General features: G+C 65.4%; 15 protein-coding genes. 11 read left to right on the forward strand and 4 right to left on the reverse strand.

Features of this window, described 5'->3' with window-relative positions; translation table 11 throughout:
* Complete coding sequence (locus IP92_RS27635) at nucleotides 1-1,260, reverse strand: dicarboxylate/amino acid:cation symporter (RefSeq protein ID WP_145881467.1); 1,260 nt, start codon at nucleotides 1,258-1,260, stop codon at nucleotides 1-3.
* Between the two features lie 179 nt (nucleotides 1,261-1,439).
* Here IP92_RS27635 and IP92_RS27640 point away from each other — a divergent pair, with 179 nt between their 5' ends.
* The 4 genes from IP92_RS27640 to IP92_RS27655 are packed head-to-tail and all read left to right on the forward strand — an operon-like array spanning nucleotide 1,440 to nucleotide 5,068.
* Nucleotides 1,440-2,165 (forward strand): amino acid ABC transporter ATP-binding protein, encoded by a 726-nt coding sequence (locus IP92_RS27640; protein ID WP_145881470.1) that lies wholly within the window; start codon nucleotides 1,440-1,442, stop codon nucleotides 2,163-2,165.
* A gap of 50 nt (nucleotides 2,166-2,215) precedes the next feature.
* Complete coding sequence (gene pyrC, locus IP92_RS27645; protein WP_145881473.1) at nucleotides 2,216-3,268, forward strand: dihydroorotase; 1,053 nt, start codon at nucleotides 2,216-2,218, stop codon at nucleotides 3,266-3,268.
* 4 nt (nucleotides 3,269-3,272) lie between these two features.
* On the forward strand, nucleotides 3,273-4,076 hold the full coding sequence (locus tag IP92_RS27650; RefSeq protein ID WP_145881475.1) for a DUF3025 domain-containing protein: 804 nt from the start codon (nucleotides 3,273-3,275) through the stop codon (nucleotides 4,074-4,076).
* Nucleotides 4,073-5,068, forward strand: a complete 996-nt coding sequence (locus IP92_RS27655; RefSeq protein ID WP_145881477.1) for a Gfo/Idh/MocA family protein — start codon at nucleotides 4,073-4,075, stop codon at nucleotides 5,066-5,068. The genes IP92_RS27650 and IP92_RS27655 overlap by 4 nt, the downstream gene beginning before the upstream one ends.
* Here the strand turns inward: IP92_RS27655 and IP92_RS27660 are convergent, their stop codons facing one another.
* The gene (locus IP92_RS27660) at nucleotides 5,069-5,392 is read right to left on the reverse strand and encodes a PEP-CTERM sorting domain-containing protein (RefSeq protein ID WP_145881479.1); all 324 of its coding nucleotides are present in this window, start codon (nucleotides 5,390-5,392) and stop codon (nucleotides 5,069-5,071) included.
* A 209-nt stretch (nucleotides 5,393-5,601) separates the two neighbouring features.
* Between IP92_RS27660 and IP92_RS27665 the strand changes: the two genes are divergently transcribed.
* Nucleotides 5,602-6,819, forward strand: coding sequence for an MFS transporter (locus IP92_RS27665; protein WP_145881481.1), 1,218 nt, complete (start codon nucleotides 5,602-5,604; stop codon nucleotides 6,817-6,819).
* A 316-nt stretch (nucleotides 6,820-7,135) separates the two neighbouring features.
* Here the strand turns inward: IP92_RS27665 and IP92_RS27670 are convergent, their stop codons facing one another.
* Complete coding sequence (locus IP92_RS27670; protein ID WP_145881484.1) at nucleotides 7,136-7,894, reverse strand: SDR family NAD(P)-dependent oxidoreductase; 759 nt, start codon at nucleotides 7,892-7,894, stop codon at nucleotides 7,136-7,138.
* A gap of 112 nt (nucleotides 7,895-8,006) precedes the next feature.
* Here IP92_RS27670 and IP92_RS27675 point away from each other — a divergent pair, with 112 nt between their 5' ends.
* Nucleotides 8,007-8,609 carry a TetR/AcrR family transcriptional regulator gene (locus tag IP92_RS27675; RefSeq protein WP_145881486.1) on the forward strand — a complete coding sequence of 201 codons (603 nt, stop codon included), beginning with the start codon at nucleotides 8,007-8,009 and terminating at the stop codon, nucleotides 8,607-8,609.
* Nucleotides 8,610-8,685: 76 nt separating this feature from the next.
* On the opposite strand, the gene recG is transcribed toward IP92_RS27675, so the two are convergent.
* Nucleotides 8,686-10,755, reverse strand: coding sequence for an ATP-dependent DNA helicase RecG (recG, locus tag IP92_RS27680; protein ID WP_145881488.1), 2,070 nt, complete (start codon nucleotides 10,753-10,755; stop codon nucleotides 8,686-8,688).
* Nucleotides 10,756-10,869: 114 nt separating this feature from the next.
* On the opposite strand from recG, the gene queA reads away from it, so the two are divergent.
* The 5 genes from queA (at nucleotide 10,870) to secF (ending at nucleotide 16,553) form a co-directional block, all read left to right on the forward strand.
* Nucleotides 10,870-11,895, forward strand: coding sequence for a tRNA preQ1(34) S-adenosylmethionine ribosyltransferase-isomerase QueA (gene queA / locus IP92_RS27685; protein ID WP_145881490.1), 1,026 nt, complete (start codon nucleotides 10,870-10,872; stop codon nucleotides 11,893-11,895).
* A gap of 12 nt (nucleotides 11,896-11,907) precedes the next feature.
* On the forward strand, nucleotides 11,908-13,047 hold the full coding sequence (gene tgt, locus IP92_RS27690) for a tRNA guanosine(34) transglycosylase Tgt (protein WP_145881492.1): 1,140 nt from the start codon (nucleotides 11,908-11,910) through the stop codon (nucleotides 13,045-13,047).
* A 193-nt stretch (nucleotides 13,048-13,240) separates the two neighbouring features.
* Nucleotides 13,241-13,573, forward strand: a complete 333-nt coding sequence (gene yajC, locus IP92_RS27695; protein ID WP_145881494.1) for a preprotein translocase subunit YajC — start codon at nucleotides 13,241-13,243, stop codon at nucleotides 13,571-13,573.
* Between the two features lie 68 nt (nucleotides 13,574-13,641).
* On the forward strand, nucleotides 13,642-15,501 hold the full coding sequence (gene secD, locus IP92_RS27700) for a protein translocase subunit SecD (RefSeq protein WP_145881496.1): 1,860 nt from the start codon (nucleotides 13,642-13,644) through the stop codon (nucleotides 15,499-15,501).
* A gap of 29 nt (nucleotides 15,502-15,530) precedes the next feature.
* Nucleotides 15,531-16,553, forward strand: coding sequence for a protein translocase subunit SecF (gene secF / locus IP92_RS27705; RefSeq protein ID WP_145881499.1), 1,023 nt, complete (start codon nucleotides 15,531-15,533; stop codon nucleotides 16,551-16,553).
* Nucleotides 16,554-16,736: the final 183 nt, after the last annotated feature.

Genomic DNA, 16,736 nt, shown 5'->3' on the forward strand with positions numbered 1-16,736 from the left:
TCAGGGCAGCGGGGCGGTCGCCAGGTCCTTCTCGGTCGGCTGCGTCAGCTCGCCTTCCCATTTCGCGACGACGGCCGTGGCGATGCTGTTGCCGATCACGTTCGTGGCCGAGCGGGCCATGTCGAGGAAGTGGTCGATCGACAGCAGCAGCACGAGGCCCGCTTCCGGAATATTGAACTGGCTCAGCGTCGCGGCGATCACCACCAGCGAAGCGCGCGGCACGCCGGCCATGCCTTTCGACGTGAGCATCAGCACGGCCATCATCGTCATCTGCGTACCCAGCGACAGCTCGATGCCGTAAGCCTGCGCAATGAACACGGCGGCGAACGTGCAGTACATCATCGAGCCGTCCAGGTTGAACGAATAGCCGATCGGCAGCACGAATGCGGCGATGCGGTTGCGCACGCCGAAACGTTCCAGGCCTTCCAGCGTTTTCGGGAACGCCGCTTCGGACGACGCGGTGGAGAACGCGAGGATCGTCGGACCGCGCACTTCCGTCAGCAGCGCGAAGATGCGCTTGCCGAGGAACAGCGAGCCGACGGCGATCAGCAGGGCCCACAGCAGCACGATGCCGAAGTAGAACTCCGCCATGAACACGCCATAGGTTTGCAGCACGATCAGGCCTTCCTTCGCGATGATGCCCGACACGGCGGCGAACACGGCGACCGGTGCGAACTGCATCACGTAGCCGGTGACCTTCAGCATCACGTGGGCGACGCCGTCGATCGCGTCGATCATCGGCTCGGCCTTCTTGCCGACGGCCGCGGCACCCAGGCCGAAGAACAGCGAGAACACGACGATCTGCAGGATCTCGTTCTTCGCCATGCCGTCGACGATCGACGATGGAATCAGGTGGGTGATGAAGTCCTTCAGCGTCAGGCTGCTGGTGGCGAGGCTCGTCACGTGACCGCTCATCGACAGGGCGCCCTTCAGCGCATCGCCGGGGCGGAACAGGTTCACGAGCACGAGGCCGAGCGCCAGCGACATCACGGAGGCGAGGAAGAACCACGCCAGCGACTTGATGCCGACGCGGCCCACTTCACCGGCGTCGCCCATGCGCGCGATGCCGACCACCAGCGTGGAGAACACGAGCGGCGCGATGATCATCTTGATCAGGCGGAGGAACATCGTCGTGAGCAGCGACATCGTGTCCGAGTACGACGCCGGCGCGGCCATGTTGGTGTTCAGGATATAGCCGACCGCGATCCCCAGGGCCAGTGCCACCAGGATCCAGGTGGTCAGGCGATTTTTTTTCTCCATGAGCTGTGTCTCTCCATCTGTGGGCCGGGTTGACGGATCGCGTCGCGCGGCCGGGGTTTGCCTGAAATGTTGCGCTAATATGTTGAAATATCTGGCAAATATTTAATAAGTTCCGCAGTATCCTAGCGGCTTGTAGCAGTGTCAAGCGACGCGCGGCGGCGCCTGTGGACGAAATGGCGATGATCGAGATACAAAACGTCAGCAAGTGGTATGGGCAGTTCCCGGTGCTCGCCGATTGCACCACACAAGTCGGGCGCGGCGACGTGATGGTGATCTGCGGGCCGTCCGGGTCGGGCAAGTCCACGTTGATCAAGACCGTCAACGGCCTCGAGCCGTTCCAGCAAGGGACCATCGTTGTCGACGGCACCCCGGTCGGCGCGCCGGAGACCGATCTGCCGAAGCTGCGCGCGCGGATCGGCATGGTGTTCCAGAACTTCGAACTGTTCCCGCACCTGTCGGTGAGCGACAACCTGACGCTCGGGCAGTGCAAGGTGCTGGGGCGCACGCGCGACGAAGCCACCGCGCGGGGCCTGCACTACCTGGACCGCGTGGGCCTCTCCGGCCAGCAGGACAAGTACCCGCACCAGCTGTCCGGCGGCCAGCAGCAGCGCGTGGCGATCGCCCGCGCGCTGGCGATGGACCCGGTGGCGCTGCTGTTCGACGAGCCCACCTCCGCGCTCGACCCGGAAATGGTGGGCGAGGTGCTCGACGTGATGACAGGCCTCGCGCAGGACGGCATGACGATGATGGTCGTCACCCATGAAATGGGGTTTGCGCGCCGCGTCGCGAACCGCGTGCTGTTCATGGATGGCGGCCGGATCCTCGAGGATTGCAGCAAGGACGAGTTCTTCGGCACGCCCCGCTCGGACCGGGCACGCGACTTCCTGGCGCGCATCATCCACTGAACGGGGCGCCGCTGCGGGTAAAATGGCGCATCCGTTTTTCGAGAGCAGTCATGTCCACCACCTTCGACGCCCCATCCTCCCTCGCCATCATCCGTCCCGACGACTGGCACCTGCACCTGCGCGACGGCGCCACGATGGCCAGCGTGCTGCCGCACAGCGCGCGCCAGTTCGCCCGCGCCATCGTGATGCCGAACCTGAAACCGCCCGTTACCACCGTCGCCCAGGCCGCCGCCTACCGCGACCGCATCCTGGCCGCGCTGCCGTCCGATCTGGCGTTCGAGCCGTTGATGACGCTGTACCTCACCAACAACACGTCGCCCGATGAAATCCGCCGCGCGGCGGAATCGGACTTCGTCCACGCCGTGAAGCTGTATCCGGCCGGCGCCACGACGAACTCCGACGCGGGTGTGACGGACCTGGTCAACTGCTACCCGGTGCTGGAAGCGATGCAGGAGACGGGCCTGCCGTTCCTCGTACACGGCGAAGTCACCGATGCCGACATCGACCTGTTCGACCGCGAAGCCGTGTTCATCGAGCGCATCATGCGCCCGCTGCGCAAGAACTTCCCGGCGCTGAAGATCGTGTTCGAGCACATCACCACGAAGGACGCGGCGCAGTACGTGGCCGAGGCGGAAGGCCCGATCGGCGCCACGATCACGGCCCACCACCTGCTGTACAACCGCAACGAGATCTTCAAGGGCGGCATTCGCCCGCACTATTACTGCCTGCCCGTGCTCAAGCGCGAGGAGCACCGGCTGGCGCTGGTGACGGCTGCCACCAGCGGCGACGAGCGCTTCTTCCTCGGCACCGACTCGGCGCCGCATTCGGTGGGCGCGAAGGAAGCTGCCTGCGGCTGCGCCGGCTGCTACACGGCGCTGCACGCGATGGAGCTGTACACCGAGGCGTTCGAACGCGCCGGCGCGCTCGACAAGCTGGAAGCGTTCGCCAGCCTGAACGGCCCGGCGTTCTACGGCCTGCCGCCGAACGAAGGCACGATCACTCTGCAGCGCGAGCAGTGGACGCTGCCGCAGGCGCTGCCGTTCGGCGAGCAGGAACTGGTGCCGCTGAACGCCGGCGAAACGATCAACTGGCGCATGGCGTAACGGCGTGCTGCCACTGGTCGACTGGTCCCGCCCGTGGTACGACACGGTGCGCGAAGCCGCGGGGGCGACGGATGCGCACGACGTGATCGGCTCGTTCAGCGCCCGCGCCGCGGTGCTGGGCCTCGTCAACCATGCCGGCCTGCCGGTGCGCTTCGTGCCGCAGGCCGCGCTGCCGGAAGGCGCGGCGTACGAGGAGCACATCGGCGCCACCGGCTGCGTGCCCACGCGCGACAACCTGCACGACTACTTCAATGGCCTCGTATGGCTGACCTTCCCGCTGATCAAGCGGGAGCTGAACGCGCTGCAGGCTGCGCAGATCGCGCGCGACGGCGTCAAGCCCGTGCGCGGCCCGGCCCGCGACGCCGCCACGATCTTCGACGAGAATGCCGCGCTGCTGATCGTGGCCGACGACGATGCCGGCACCGCGCTGGCCGATGCGCTGCGCGGCCACCAGTGGCGCGACGCGTTCGTCGAGCGCGCGCCGATGTTCGGGCGCACCGCCCAGGTATGGCTGTTCGGGCACGCGCTGATGGAAAAGCTGATGGCGCCCTACAAGGCCATCACGGCGCACACCCGCATCGTGCGCGCGCCGGCGGCGTACTTCACGTGGCCGCGCGCCGAACAGCAGGCGTGGATCGATGCGCACGTGGCGCGGCAGCTGCGCGAAGAGGGATTGAGCAAGACCGGTTTCACGCCGCTTCCCGTGCTGGGCATTCCCGGCTGGTGGGAAGGGCAGGACGATGTTTTTTATGACGACACCACCGTGTTCCGCCCGCCGCGGAACGCGACCACCATGGAGAAATCATGACGCGTACCATCCGCTGGGGCATCCTCGGCACCGGCAAGATCGCCAAGGCATTTGCCACCGCATTGAAGGACACGCCGGACGCCGTGCTCGCGGCCGTTGCGTCGCGCAGTGTTGATAGCGCTACCGCGTTTGCCGGCGAATATGGCTCGCACGAGCTGACGAAAAGCCACGGCAGCTACCAGGCGCTGGCAGACGATCCGGACGTCGATGCGATCTACATCGCCACGCCGCACCCGATGCACCGCGAAAACGCGCTGATGTGCCTGAACGCAGGCAAGCACGTGCTGGTCGAGAAGGCCTTCACGGTGAACCGCCGCGAAGCCGAGGACATCGTGGCGCTGGCGCGCGCGAAGAAGCTGTTTGCGATGGAGGCGATGTGGACGCGCTTCCAACCCGCCGTGCTGGAAGCGAAGCGCATTGTCGACAGCGGCGAGATCGGCACCGTGGCCACGGTGCAGGGCGACCTGGGCTTTTATTCGGACGCGGGGCCGGAGCACCGGCTGTTCAATCCGGCGCTGGGCGGCGGCTCGTTGCTCGACCTGGGCATCTATCCGCTGTCGATCGCCGCCTACTTCCTGGGCCCGGTGAAGTCGGTGCAGGCTGTCGGCCAGCTGGGTCCGACCGGTGTTGACGTGCAGTGCACGTTCGCGCTGCAGCACGAGAGCGGCGCGCTGGCGGCCTGCACGGCCAGCCTGGCGGCCCGCACGCCGGTCGAGTTCACGATCTGCGGCAGCAAGGGCTTCGTGCGCTTGCACAGCCGCTTCCACAACACGGAAGAGCTGACGGTGGAACTGGACGACGGCAACCGCCGTACGCAGCGCTTCCCACGGATCGGCAACGGCTATGCGCACGAGATCATCGAAGTGAACCGCTGCCTGCGCGAGGGGCTGCTGGAGAGCCCCGTGATGCCGCTGGACGAGACGCTGGCGCTGATGGGCGTGCTCGACGAGATGCGGCGGCAGATCGGCGTCGCGTACGACGCCGACCGCTGATCAGCGCACGACGTTATCGGTACGGCGCCGGCGCGGCAGCAACAGCACGCCGGCCCCCACCATCAGCATCGCCCAGCTGGATGGTTCGGGAATCAGGGCCGCCGGGCTTTCCTCGGCGGGCGCCCGTGGTTTCCGGGATTCGCGATCTCCGTCTTCCGCCGTCGTAGGCACGGGCAAGATGGCGAGATCGCCGGCATCGGCTTCGAACGCCGGGGCAGTGGCTGCCGGGGGCGCCACATCGAACACAGGAACCGCGTATGCTGCGGTCGCGGTAGCGCACCACAGTACTGATGCAACTAGAAAAGTTTGTTTAATTTTCCGCATCTTTCACTTAATCGGTTGAATTGTGCGTGATTTGCACGTTAATTGCGGGCCAATTGTAATGTTGTCAGCGATTCAATACAACGATTTTTTGCTCAGTTCGATAGAAAAATTTTGCAGTGCAGCAGACGGCTGCCGTCGAACCGGGGGGGGCACCTCCGGCGGCGGCTGGCGTGCTGCGGTACACTGCCTCTTTTGCTCCGAGGCCGCCCATGACCGCCACCGCCCGCCCGCTCGATCTGAAAACCGTGTTGCTTGCGACGGGCGTCGTGCTGACCCTGGCGATGGGCGTGCGCCACGGCTTCGGCTTCTGGATGCAGCCGATCGCGCAGGCCAACGGCTGGAACCGGGAAACGTATTCGCTGGCGATGGCACTGCAAAACCTGCTGTGGGGCGCGTTCGGGCCGTTTGCCGGCATGGTGGCCGATCGCTGGGGCACGATGCGCGTCGTGCTGTTCGGCGCCGTCGCCTACATGGGCGGCCTCGTCTGGATGGCGACCGTCACGCAACCGGCGCTGTTCATTGCCGGCTCGGGCGTGCTGATCGGCTTGGGCCTGGCGTGCACGGCGTTCGGCGCCGTCAGCGGCATCATCGGCCGCGCCGCGCCGCCGGAGAAGCGCTCGTGGGCATTCGGCATTTCGGGCGCCGCCAGCTCGTTCGGCCAGTTCCTGCTGATGCCGGTCGAACAGACGCTGATCACGCAGGTCGGCTGGCAGAACGCGCTGTACCTGCTCGCATCGGCCGTCGTGTTCCTGATGGTGCCGATGGCGCTGCGCCTGCGCGAACCCGCGACGCAGAAGGCGGCCGGGCACCAGCAAAGCATCCGCGAAGCCTTCGCCGAAGCGGCCGGCAACCGTTCGTTCCTGCTGCTGGTGGCCGGGTATTTCGTGTGCGGCTTCCAGCTCGTGTTCATCGGCGTGCACATGCCCGCCTACCTGAAGGACAAGGGTATCGCCGACCCGAAGGTGGCCGTGATGGCGCTGGCACTGATTGGCCTGTTCAACATCTTCGGCTCCTACCTGGCGGGCCAGCTGGGCGGCCGGCTGCCGAAGCGCTACCTGCTGTCGTTCATCTATTTCGCCCGCGCCGCCGTGATCGCGCTGTTCGTCGCGCTGCCGCTGTCGCCGCTGTCCGTGTACCTGTTCGCCGCGGCGATGGGCGTGCTGTGGCTGTCGACGGTGCCGCTGACGAACGGCATCATCGCCGGCATCTTCGGGCTGTCGCACATGTCGATGCTGGCCGGCATGGTGTTCTTCTCGCACCAGATCGGCAGCTTCCTCGGCGTGTGGCTGGGCGGCTACGTGTTCGACACGCGCGGCAGCTACGACATGGTGTGGGGCATCTCGATCGCCCTCGGCGTGTTCGCCGGCCTCGCGAACCTGCCGATCAACGAGCGCGCCCTCGCGCGCACCCAGCTGAAGGCGGCATGACGATGAAAGCGCGCTGGTGGCTCGCCATCGCGCTGCTGCTGGCGCTGGTGTTCGCCGCGTACTTCCAGCCCGCGTTCATGTTCGACATGGCGACCCGCATCGCCATGTGCTTCTGAGCCCCCAACAGCCGAGCCCGTGTCCACCGTGGGGTCAACCCTGAAATCGGACACGGCCTCGGCTTTGCAACGCATCCTGATAACGGCCGAGCGCATGTCCAGAAATGGGGTTGTAGAGGGGTGCGCAAGTATGCGCAACCCGTTCGGCAGGCGCGGAGCGGCGCCCTGCCTTTGCCCCAAGGTGGACGGCAGCGATCGGCTCAGGTGCCGAGACCGCCGGCCGCGGTGATCACCTCGCCGGTGATGTAGCCGCCTTGCGGACCCGCGAGGAACACGGTCAACGCCGCCACTTCTTCCAGCGTCGCGATGCGGCGGATCGGGTGGGCGTCCAGCAGCGCTTCCGGCACGGTCTCGCCCAGTGCCTGGGTCTTCATATCGGTCGGCATGATGCCGGGCTGGACGACGTTGACCGTGATGTTGCGCGGGCCCAGGTCGCGCGCGACGCCCTTCGCATAGCCGATCAGCGCTGCCTTGGTGCCCGCATAGTCCGCCACACCGGGGAAGGGCACGCGGGTGCCGAGCAGCGAGCCGATGAAGATGATCCGGCCGCCGTCGGACAGTACCGGCGCCGCCGCACGCGTCGTCGCCACCGCGCCCAGCACATTGATCTGCCACTGGCGATCGAGGTTGACGGTATCGAGTGCCGGGTCGTCCACCGGCTTGCCCTGCACGGCGATGGCGGCGTTGTTGACGAGGATGTCGAGCCGGCCGAAGTGCTGCATCACCTTGTCGATCAACGGCCTGGCAGCCGCCATGTCCGCCTGGTCGCTGCGAATCGCCAGCGCCCGCACGCCCTTCGCCTTCAGCTTTGCCACTACCGCCGCGGCCTTCTCCTCCGACGCCACATAGCTGATCGCCACGTCCGCCCCCTGGTCCGCCAGCGTCTCGGCCGTCGCGGCGCCCAGTCCGCGCGACCCTCCTGTCACGAGCGCTACTTTGCCCTTCAATACGTTCGACATATCGGTTCCTTTCCTGTTTAGCGTAACGATCGTTACGATAACGGTCAGTATATAATTTGACCTTGCGCTGTCAAGCATTTTTTGTAACGATCATTACTGAAAGGTCGAACGGATGGGACGCCATCGCCAATTCGACGTCGATCACGTGCTCGACGCCGCGCTCTGCGTCTTCTGGCGCAAGGGTTACGAAGGGACTTCCTACACGGATCTGACGGAGGCGGCCGGTGTCGAGCGCCCCGCGCTGTATGCCGCCTTCGGCAACAAGGAAGCGCTGTTCCGCCAGGCGTTGAAGCGCTACAGCGAACGCTACCTGGACTTCATCCCGGAAGCGCTGGCGCTGCCGACCGCGCGCGAAGTGGCCGCTCACATCTTGAGGCATACCGTCGACCTCAACACCCGCTTCCCGGACCATCAAGGGTGCCTCGGCGTGACCGGGGCGCTGGCGGTATCGGATGAGGGGGAGCCGGTGCGCCAGGCGCTGATCGAGTTTCGCGCCGACGGCGAAGCGCTGCTGCGCCAGCGTTTCGAACGGGCCAGGGAAGAGGGCGACTTGCCGCCCACGGCGAACCCGGAAGCGCTGGCAGCGTTCCTGATGGCCGTCACGCACGGGATGTCCGTGCAGGCGAAGGCCGGTTTCGATCGGGCCAAGCTGCTCGCTGTTGCCGAGCAGGCACTGGCCGCATGGCCTGCGGAGCGCGAACAGCAGGGGGCTTGAGCACCGTTAAGGGCTCGCTATTGCTCGCACGTCGGCCGGAAGATTTGCAGGTCGAGTTGAAGCCGCGGCAGTGGCCTCACACCTTCAGGAACTCCTCCCGCCCCCCAAGCCACCGCTCCAGATGCGCCTCCACCACCGGCCGCCCGGCCGGATCGTGCAGCAGCGCATGCGCCACGTCGCGAGCCTGGTCGACGAGCCAGCCGTCCGTCTCCAGGTCCGCGAAGCGCAGCATCGCCTGGCCCGACTGGCGCGCACCCAGGAATTCGCCGGGGCCGCGGATTTCCAGGTCGCGCCGGGCGATCTCGAAGCCGTCCGTCGTTTCGCGCATCGTCATCAGGCGCTGCTTCGCGACGGGGCCCAGCGGGCTTTGATACATCAGCAGGCACACGCTGGCCGCCGAGCCGCGGCCCACGCGGCCGCGCAACTGGTGCAGCTGCGACAGGCCGAAGCGCTCGGCATGCTCGATCACCATCAGTGATGCATTGGGCACGTCCACGCCCACTTCGATGACGGTCGTCGCCACCAGCACGTGCACGTGGCCGGCCGCGAACGCGTCCATCACCTCCTGCTTCTCGGCCGGCTTCAGGCGGCCGTGCACGAGGCCCACGACGAGGTCGGGCAGCGCGGCGGCCAGTGTTTCGTAGGTTTCCGTCGCCGTCTGCAGCTGCAGCGCTTCCGATTCCTCGATCAGCGGGCAGACCCAGTACACCTGGCGGCCATCGAGCGCCGCGGCGTGCACGCGCTCGATCACTTCGTCGCGCCGGTTCTGGTCGATCACGCGCGTGACGATCGGCGTGCGGCCCGGCGGCAGCTCGTCGATGACGGACACTTCCAGGTCGGCGTAATACGTCATCGCCAAGGTGCGCGGGATCGGTGTGGCCGACATCATCAGCTGGTGCGGCACGAGCCCGTCCGCGCCCTTGTTGCGCAAGGTGAGGCGCTGCCCGACGCCGAAGCGGTGCTGCTCGTCGACGATGACGAGGCCCAGCTTCGAAAACTGCACCGTGTCCTGGATCAGCGCATGCGTGCCGATCACCAGCTTTGCCTCGCCCGATTCGGCCAGCGCGGCGGCGGCCGCCTTGTCCTTCTTTTTCAGGCTGCCCGTCAGCCACGCGACCTGCACGCCCAGCGGTTCCATCCACGCGGCGATCTTCTTGAAGTGCTGCTCCGCGAGGATCTCGGTGGGCGCCATCAGCGCGGCCTGGTAGCCGCTGTCGATCGCCTGCGCGGCCGCCAGCGCGGCGACGACGGTCTTGCCGCTGCCCACGTCACCCTGCAGTAGGCGCTGCATCGGGTGCGCCTCGCGCAGGTCGGCGCGGATCTCGTCGAGCACGCGCTGCTGGGCCTTCGTCAGCTGGAACGGCAGCGCGGCCTGGAACGCGGCGGACAGTGCGCCCACCGCCCGCAGCGGCGCCGCGCCCTTTTGACGGCGCGCGGCCTGGGCCCGCTTCAGCGACAGCTGCTGCGCCAGCAGCTCGTCGAACTTCATCCGTACCCACGCGGGGTGCGAGCGCTCCGCCAGCGCGTGCTCGTCGATCTGCTGCGGTGGGTAGTGCAGCAGCTTCACGGCCGGCTCGAACGGATGCAGCTGCATCTGCTGCACGAGTGCTGGCGGCAGCGTATCGGTCCAGTCCACCCGCTTCATCGCGTCGGCGATCGCGCGGCGCAGCACGTGCTGCGACAGGCCTTCGCCGGAATGGTAGACGGGCGTCAGCGACGTGGGCAGCGGGGCGCCTTCGTTGACGACCTTGTAGGCCGGGTGGACCATCTCGGCGCCGAAGAAGCCGTGCTTCAGCTCTCCGCGCGCGCGCACCCGCGTGCCTTCGGAAAGCTGCTTGACCTGGCTGCCGTAGAAGTTCATGAAACGCAGCATCAGTTCGCCCGTTTCGTCCGCGATGTACACGATCAGCTGCCGGCGCGGCTTGTACGCGATTTCGTTTTTCGTGACGACGCCTTCGACCTGCGACGTCTGGCCGCCGCGCAGGCAGGCCTCGCGGATCGCGATCACTTCGGTTTCGTCTTCGTAGCGCATCGGCAGGTGCAGCACCAGGTCCATGTCGGTGCGCAGGCCGAGTTTCGCCAGTTTGCTTTCCGTCGTCGCCGCTGCTTTTTTTACCGGGGCCTTGCTTTGCTTCGTTTCAGCCATTTTCACTAGGATTCTTGGGCAGTAGCGTAAAATAGAGGGTTGCCCAGCAGCTTGCCGAGCAGTTTGCCCAATTGTCTTACCCGCGGCGTTTGTTCGCGTTTACCGCATCCGTCTATGTACTCGCTCTCCGACTTCGATTTTAACTTGCCGCCCGAGCGTATTGCTCAATTCCCTCTGCCGGACCGCAGTGCCTCGCGCCTGCTGCACGTGGATGAGACCCGCCTGGCGGACCGCAAGTTCACCGACATCGTCGACCTGCTGCAGCCGGGCGACCTCCTGGTGATGAACGACACGCGCGTGCTGAAGGCGCGCTTCTACGGCGTCAAGGACAGCGGCGGCAAGGTCGAGGTGCTGGTCGAGCGCGTGCTCGACACCCGTACCGTGCTGGCGCAGATGAAGGCGTCCAAGTCGCCCGGCCCGGGCGTGAAGATACGGCTGGCCGACGCGTTCGACGTCACCGTCGGCGAGCGCGCCGGCGAATTCTTCACGCTGCATTTCGATGCCGACGTGTTCGAGCTGATCGAGCGCCACGGCCGCCTGCCGCTGCCGCCCTACATCGAGCATGCGCCGGGCGAAGTGGACGAGAACCGCTACCAGACCGTGTTCGGCAAGGTGCCGGGCGCCGTGGCCGCGCCCACGGCCGGCCTGCACTTCGACGATGCGCTGCTGGAGAAGCTGCGCGACAAGGGCGTGCGCTTCGCGTACGTGACGTTGCACGTGGGCGCCGGCACGTTCCAGCCCGTGCGCACCGAGAACCTGGCCGAGCACAAGATGCATACAGAGTGGTACACGATGCCGCAGGAGACCGTCGATGCGGTGCGGGCGGCACGTGCCGCGGGCCGCGACGTCGTCGCCGTCGGCACCACGAGCCTGCGCGCGCTGGAATCGGCGTCGCAGTCGGGCGAGCTGGTGGCCGGCAGCGCCGACACGGCGCTGTTCATCACGCCGGGTTACCGCTTCAAGACGGTGACGCGGCTGATCACCAACTTTCACCTGCCGAAGTCCACGCTGCTGATGCTGGTCTCGGCATTTGCCGGCTACGACGAGATCCGCGCCGCCTACCAGCACGCGATCGATAACGAATACCGCTTCTTCAGCTATGGCGACGCCATGCTGCTGACCACCCGTAACCGGGCCTAATCGAGATAAACAATGCTGGAATTTAAACTGATCAAGACCGACACCACCGGTCTGACGAAGGCGCGCCGCGGCACGCTGACCCTGAACCATGGCGTGGTGCAGACGCCGATCTTCATGCCGGTGGGGACGTATGGCTCCGTGAAGGCGATGTCGCCGGTCGAGCTGAAGGAAATCGGCGCGCAGATCATCCTGGGGAACACGTTCCACCTGTGGCTGCGCCCGGGGAATGCCGTGATGGGCAAGTTCGGCGGCCTGCACAAGTTCATGGGCTGGGACAAGCCGATCCTGACGGATTCCGGCGGCTTCCAGGTGTTCTCGCTGGGCGAGATGCGCAAGATCACGGAAGAGGGCGTGCACTTCAACTCGCCGATCAATGGCGACAAGCTGTTCCTGTCGCCGGAGATCTCGATGCAGATCCAGCGCGTGCTGAACTCCGATATCGTCATGCAGTTCGACGAATGCACGCCGTACGAGATCGACGGCCGTCCCGCCACAGTGGAGGAAGCGGCGAAATCGATGCGCATGTCGTTGCGCTGGGCCCAGCGCTCGATGGATGAATTCAAGCGCGGCGAGAACCCGAACGCGCTGTTCGGCATCGTCCAGGGGGGCATGTATGAGTCGCTGCGCGACGAATCGCTGGCCGGACTCGAAGAGATCGACTTCCCGGGCCTGGCGATCGGCGGCCTGTCGGTGGGCGAGCCGAAGGAAGACATGATGCGCGTGCTCGAGCACGTGGGCCCGCGCCTGCCGGCCAACAAGCCGCATTACCTGATGGGCGTGGGTACGCCGGAAGACCTGGTGGCCGGCGTGTCGAACGGTGTCGACATGTTCGACTGCGTGATGCCGACCCGGAATGCGCGCAATGGCTGGATCTTCACGCGCTTCGGCGACATCAAGATCAAGAACGCCCGCTACAAGGACGATCAGGAGCCGTACGACGCCACGTGCTCGTGCTACGCCTGCCGCAATTTCAGCCGCGCGTACCTGCACCACCTGCACCGCGCCCAGGAAATCCTCGGCGCCCGGCTGAACACGATTCACAACCTGCACTACTACCTGGACATCATGCAGCAGATGCGCGATGCGCTGGACGAGGACCGCTTCCCCGAGTGGGTAAAACAATTCCACACCGACCGGGCGCGCGGGGTTTGATCGATAGGCTGCGGGCCATAGGCGCAAACCGCCAACCACAGAGCAAACCCTGGGGTCAGACCCGTCGGGTCTGACCCCGGCCTCTGCCGTTCGGGTTCATGACCTTGTAATTGTGTAACAAGTCCCGATCTTGACAGCTTTACCCGGTGCTAGAATACAGCGCTAAAATTTTTTAATCACATTGGAGTCACCCGTGTTCATTTCCAACGCATACGCTCAAACCGCCGGCGCCGCCGATCCTGGCCTGATGGGCAACCTTTCGACGTTCATCCCGCTGATCCTGATGTTCGTGGTCATGTACTTCCTGATGATCCGTCCCCAGCAGAAGCGTGCGAAGGAACAGAAGGCCATGATGGACGCGCTGACGAAGGGCGATGAAGTCGTGACCGTTGGCGGCGTGCTCGGCCGTGTCGTGAAGGTCACCGACGTGTACGTGACCCTGGAAGTGGCCAGCGGCACCGAAATCGTCGTGCAGAAGCCGTCGGTGACGACGCTGCTGCCGAAGGGCACGCTGAAGAGTCTGTAAGACTTGCGGCAAGCGAGCGGGCGGCATGACCGCCCGCTTCTCGTATCGGTCCAACCACGCTGAAGAACATGAACCGCTATCCCGTCTGGAAATACATCGTCATCGCCGTCGTCGTGCTGCTGGGGGCACTGTACACGGCGCCGAACTACTTCGGCGAATCGCCCGCGCTGCAGATCACGAGCGACAAATCCACCATCAAGGTCGACAGCGGCACCGCTGCCCGCGTCGAGGAGCTGCTCAAGCAGCAGAACCTCCCCGCCACCGACGTCGTCCTGGATACGGCAACGAGCCATTCGGTGCGTGCCCGGTTTGCCGATACCGACACCCAGTTCAAGGCCAAGCTCGCGCTCGAGCGCGGCCTGAACACGGATCCGAACGATCCGACCTTCGTCGTCACCAACAACCTCATGCCGAATACGCCGGTGTGGCTGCAGAAGCTGCGCGCCGCGCCGATGTACCTGGGCCTGGACTTGCGCGGCGGCGTGCACTTCCTGATGCAGGTCGATACGAAGGCGGCACTTGCCAAGCGCATGGCCGGCTTCCAGGCCGCGATCCGCAGCCAGCTGCGCGACAAGAACGTGCGCCACGCCGGCATCGAACGCGTGGGCGACAGCATCGTCGTCAAGTTCCGCGACGACGCGACGCGTCAGGCCGCCCGCAAGGTGCTGGGCGAGTTCAACGAACTGCAGCTGGCCGACGGCAGCAATGGCGCCGACCTGACGCTGACCGCGTCGATGAAGCCGGCCGCGCTGAAGGAAACGCTGGATAACGGCGTCAAGCAGAACATCGCCACGCTGGCCAAGCGCGTCAACGAGCTGGGTACGACGGAACCCGTGATCCAGCAACAGGGTCCGGACCGCATCATCGTGCAGCTGCCGGGCGTGCAGGACGTAGCCCGCGCCAAGTCGATCATCGGCCGTACCGCCACGCTGGAAGTGCGCCTGGTCGACCAGTCGGTCACGCGCGGTACCGAGTTGAGCGCGGCGATTCCATACAACTCCGAGCTCTTCACCGTCGGCAAGAACGTGCCGGTGGTGCTGTACAAGGATGTCGTGATCTCCGGCGACTACATCTCGTCGGCCACCGCGAGCTTCGACGAAAACCAGCAGCCGGCCGTGTCGATCGACCTGAATGGCGACGGCGGCCGCAAGATGCGCGAAGCGACCCGCGACAACGTCGGCAAGGGCATGGCGATCGTGCTGTTCGAGAAGGGCAAGCCGGAAGTGCTGTCGGTGGCGACGATCCAGAGTGAGCTGGGCAGCCGCTTCCGCATCACCGGCATGGGCTCCATCGAGAACTCCACCGAACTGGCGCTGCTGCTCAAGTCCGGTGCGCTGTACGCACCGATGACGATCATCGAGGAACGCCTGGTCGGCCCGCAGCTGGGTGCCGAGAACATCTCGAAGGGCTTCCACTCCACGCTGTACGGCTTCATCGCCATCGCGATCTTCATGATCGTCTACTACATGATGTTCGGCTTCTTCTCCGTCGTGGCGCTGGGCGTCAACCTGCTGCTGCTGGTGGCGATCCTGTCGAAGATGCAGATCACGCTGACGTTGCCCGGCATGGCCGCTATCGCGCTGGCGCTGGGCATGGCGATCGACGCCAACGTGCTGATCAACGAGCGTGTCCGCGAGGAGTTGCGCTCCGGCGCATCGCCGCAGGCGGCCATCGCGGCCGGCTTCGACCGCGCGTGGGCCACGATTCTCGACTCGAACGTGACGACGCTGATCGTCGGCCTGGCCTTGCTGGTGTTCGGCTCGGGCGCGATCCGCGGCTTCGCCGTCGTCCACTGCCTGGGCATCCTGACGTCGATGTTCTCCGCGGTCTTCGTGTCGCGTGGCGTCGTGAACCTGTGGTACGGGCGCAAGAAGAAACTGCAAACGCTGTCGATCGGTACCGTATGGGTGCCGGGCCAGGCGAAGTAAGCCCCGCGGCTGCAACTTAAGAGGATTTCATGGAATTTTTCCGCATTCATAAAGACATCCCGTTCATGCGCCACGCGTTGGTCTTCAACGTGATCTCGGCGCTGACGTTCGTCGCGGCAGTGTTCTTCCTGTTCCACAAGGGCCTGCACCTGTCGATCGAGTTCAAGGGCGGCACCGTGCTGGAAGTGCAGTATCCGCACGCGGCCAACCTGGAAAAGATGCGCCAGTCGCTGTCCGCGGCCGGCTTCGAGCATCCGGAAGTCTCCGGCTTTGGCACCGCGGCCGACGTGATGATCCGCCTGCCGATCACGCCGGGCAAGACGTCCGACGCCACGTCGGCGCAGGCGTTCGAAGCGCTGTGCCGTTCCGAAGGCGGCGCGTCGAAGCACTTCGAAGACGTGACGCCGCAAGGCGAGCGCCATGCGCGCACGGCTTGCGTGGACAACGCCGGCAAGGAACTCGTGTCGCTGCAGCGCGTGGAATTCGTCGGCCCGCAGGTCGGCGAGGAACTGGCGCAGAACGGCCTGAACGCGCTGATCATGGTCGTCGTCGGCGTGATGATCTACCTGGCGATCCGCTTCGAATGGAAGTTCGCGCTGGCCGCCATCATCGCCAACCTGCACGACGTGGTGATCATCCTGGGCTTCTTCGCGTTCTTCCAGTGGGAGTTCTCGCTGACGGTGCTTGCCGGCGTGCTGGCCGTGCTGGGTTACTCCGTCAACGAATCGGTCGTCATCTTCGACCGGATCCGCGAGAACTTCCGCAAGCAGCGCAAGATGAGCGTGCATGAGGTGATCGACAACGCGATCACCAGCACGATCTCGCGCACGATCATCACGCACGGCTGCACGCAGATGATGGTGCTGTCGATGCTGTTCCTGGGCGGCCCCACGCTGCACTACTTCGCGATGGCGCTGACGATCGGCATCTGCTTCGGTATCTACTCGTCCGTGTTCGTGGCCGCCGCGGTCGCGATGTGGCTGGGCGTGAAGCGCGAAGACCTGATCAAGCCCGTCAAGGAAAAAGACGAAACCGACGGCGCCGTGGTATAAAGAGTGCGTCGATTGCATGTTGCAATCTTCCTGCGCCGGGCAGGAGGACTTCAGCGTGCCGGTATGAAGAAATCCCCCTGCGCGAGCAGGGGGATTTTTTTTACGTCGCCGCGGGTGAAGATTGGAGAGAATTCAGGCGGATCGTCGCTATTAGAATGAATTCCTCTCCCATAACCTGCAAAG

Origin of the sequence: Pseudoduganella flava (assembly GCF_007830495.1) — a bacterium.
In the GTDB taxonomy this organism is placed as follows: Bacteria; Pseudomonadota; Gammaproteobacteria; order Burkholderiales; family Burkholderiaceae_D; genus Rugamonas; species Rugamonas flava.

Coding starts and splice junctions, on each gene's coding strand:
- IP92_RS27635 (WP_145881467.1), bottom strand. CDS start 1,260: ATGGAGAAAAAAAATCGCCTGACCACCTGGATCCTGGTGGCACTGGCC.
- IP92_RS27640 (WP_145881470.1), top strand. CDS start 1,440: ATGATCGAGATACAAAACGTCAGCAAGTGGTATGGGCAGTTCCCGGTG.
- pyrC (WP_145881473.1), top strand. CDS start 2,216: ATGTCCACCACCTTCGACGCCCCATCCTCCCTCGCCATCATCCGTCCC.
- IP92_RS27655 (WP_145881477.1), top strand. CDS start 4,073: ATGACGCGTACCATCCGCTGGGGCATCCTCGGCACCGGCAAGATCGCC.
- IP92_RS27660 (WP_145881479.1), bottom strand. CDS start 5,392: ATGCGGAAAATTAAACAAACTTTTCTAGTTGCATCAGTACTGTGGTGC.
- IP92_RS27665 (WP_145881481.1), top strand. CDS start 5,602: ATGACCGCCACCGCCCGCCCGCTCGATCTGAAAACCGTGTTGCTTGCG.
- IP92_RS27670 (WP_145881484.1), bottom strand. CDS start 7,894: ATGTCGAACGTATTGAAGGGCAAAGTAGCGCTCGTGACAGGAGGGTCG.
- IP92_RS27675 (WP_145881486.1), top strand. CDS start 8,007: ATGGGACGCCATCGCCAATTCGACGTCGATCACGTGCTCGACGCCGCG.
- recG (WP_145881488.1), bottom strand. CDS start 10,755: ATGGCTGAAACGAAGCAAAGCAAGGCCCCGGTAAAAAAAGCAGCGGCG.
- queA (WP_145881490.1), top strand. CDS start 10,870: ATGTACTCGCTCTCCGACTTCGATTTTAACTTGCCGCCCGAGCGTATT.
- tgt (WP_145881492.1), top strand. CDS start 11,908: ATGCTGGAATTTAAACTGATCAAGACCGACACCACCGGTCTGACGAAG.
- secD (WP_145881496.1), top strand. CDS start 13,642: ATGAACCGCTATCCCGTCTGGAAATACATCGTCATCGCCGTCGTCGTG.
- secF (WP_145881499.1), top strand. CDS start 15,531: ATGGAATTTTTCCGCATTCATAAAGACATCCCGTTCATGCGCCACGCG.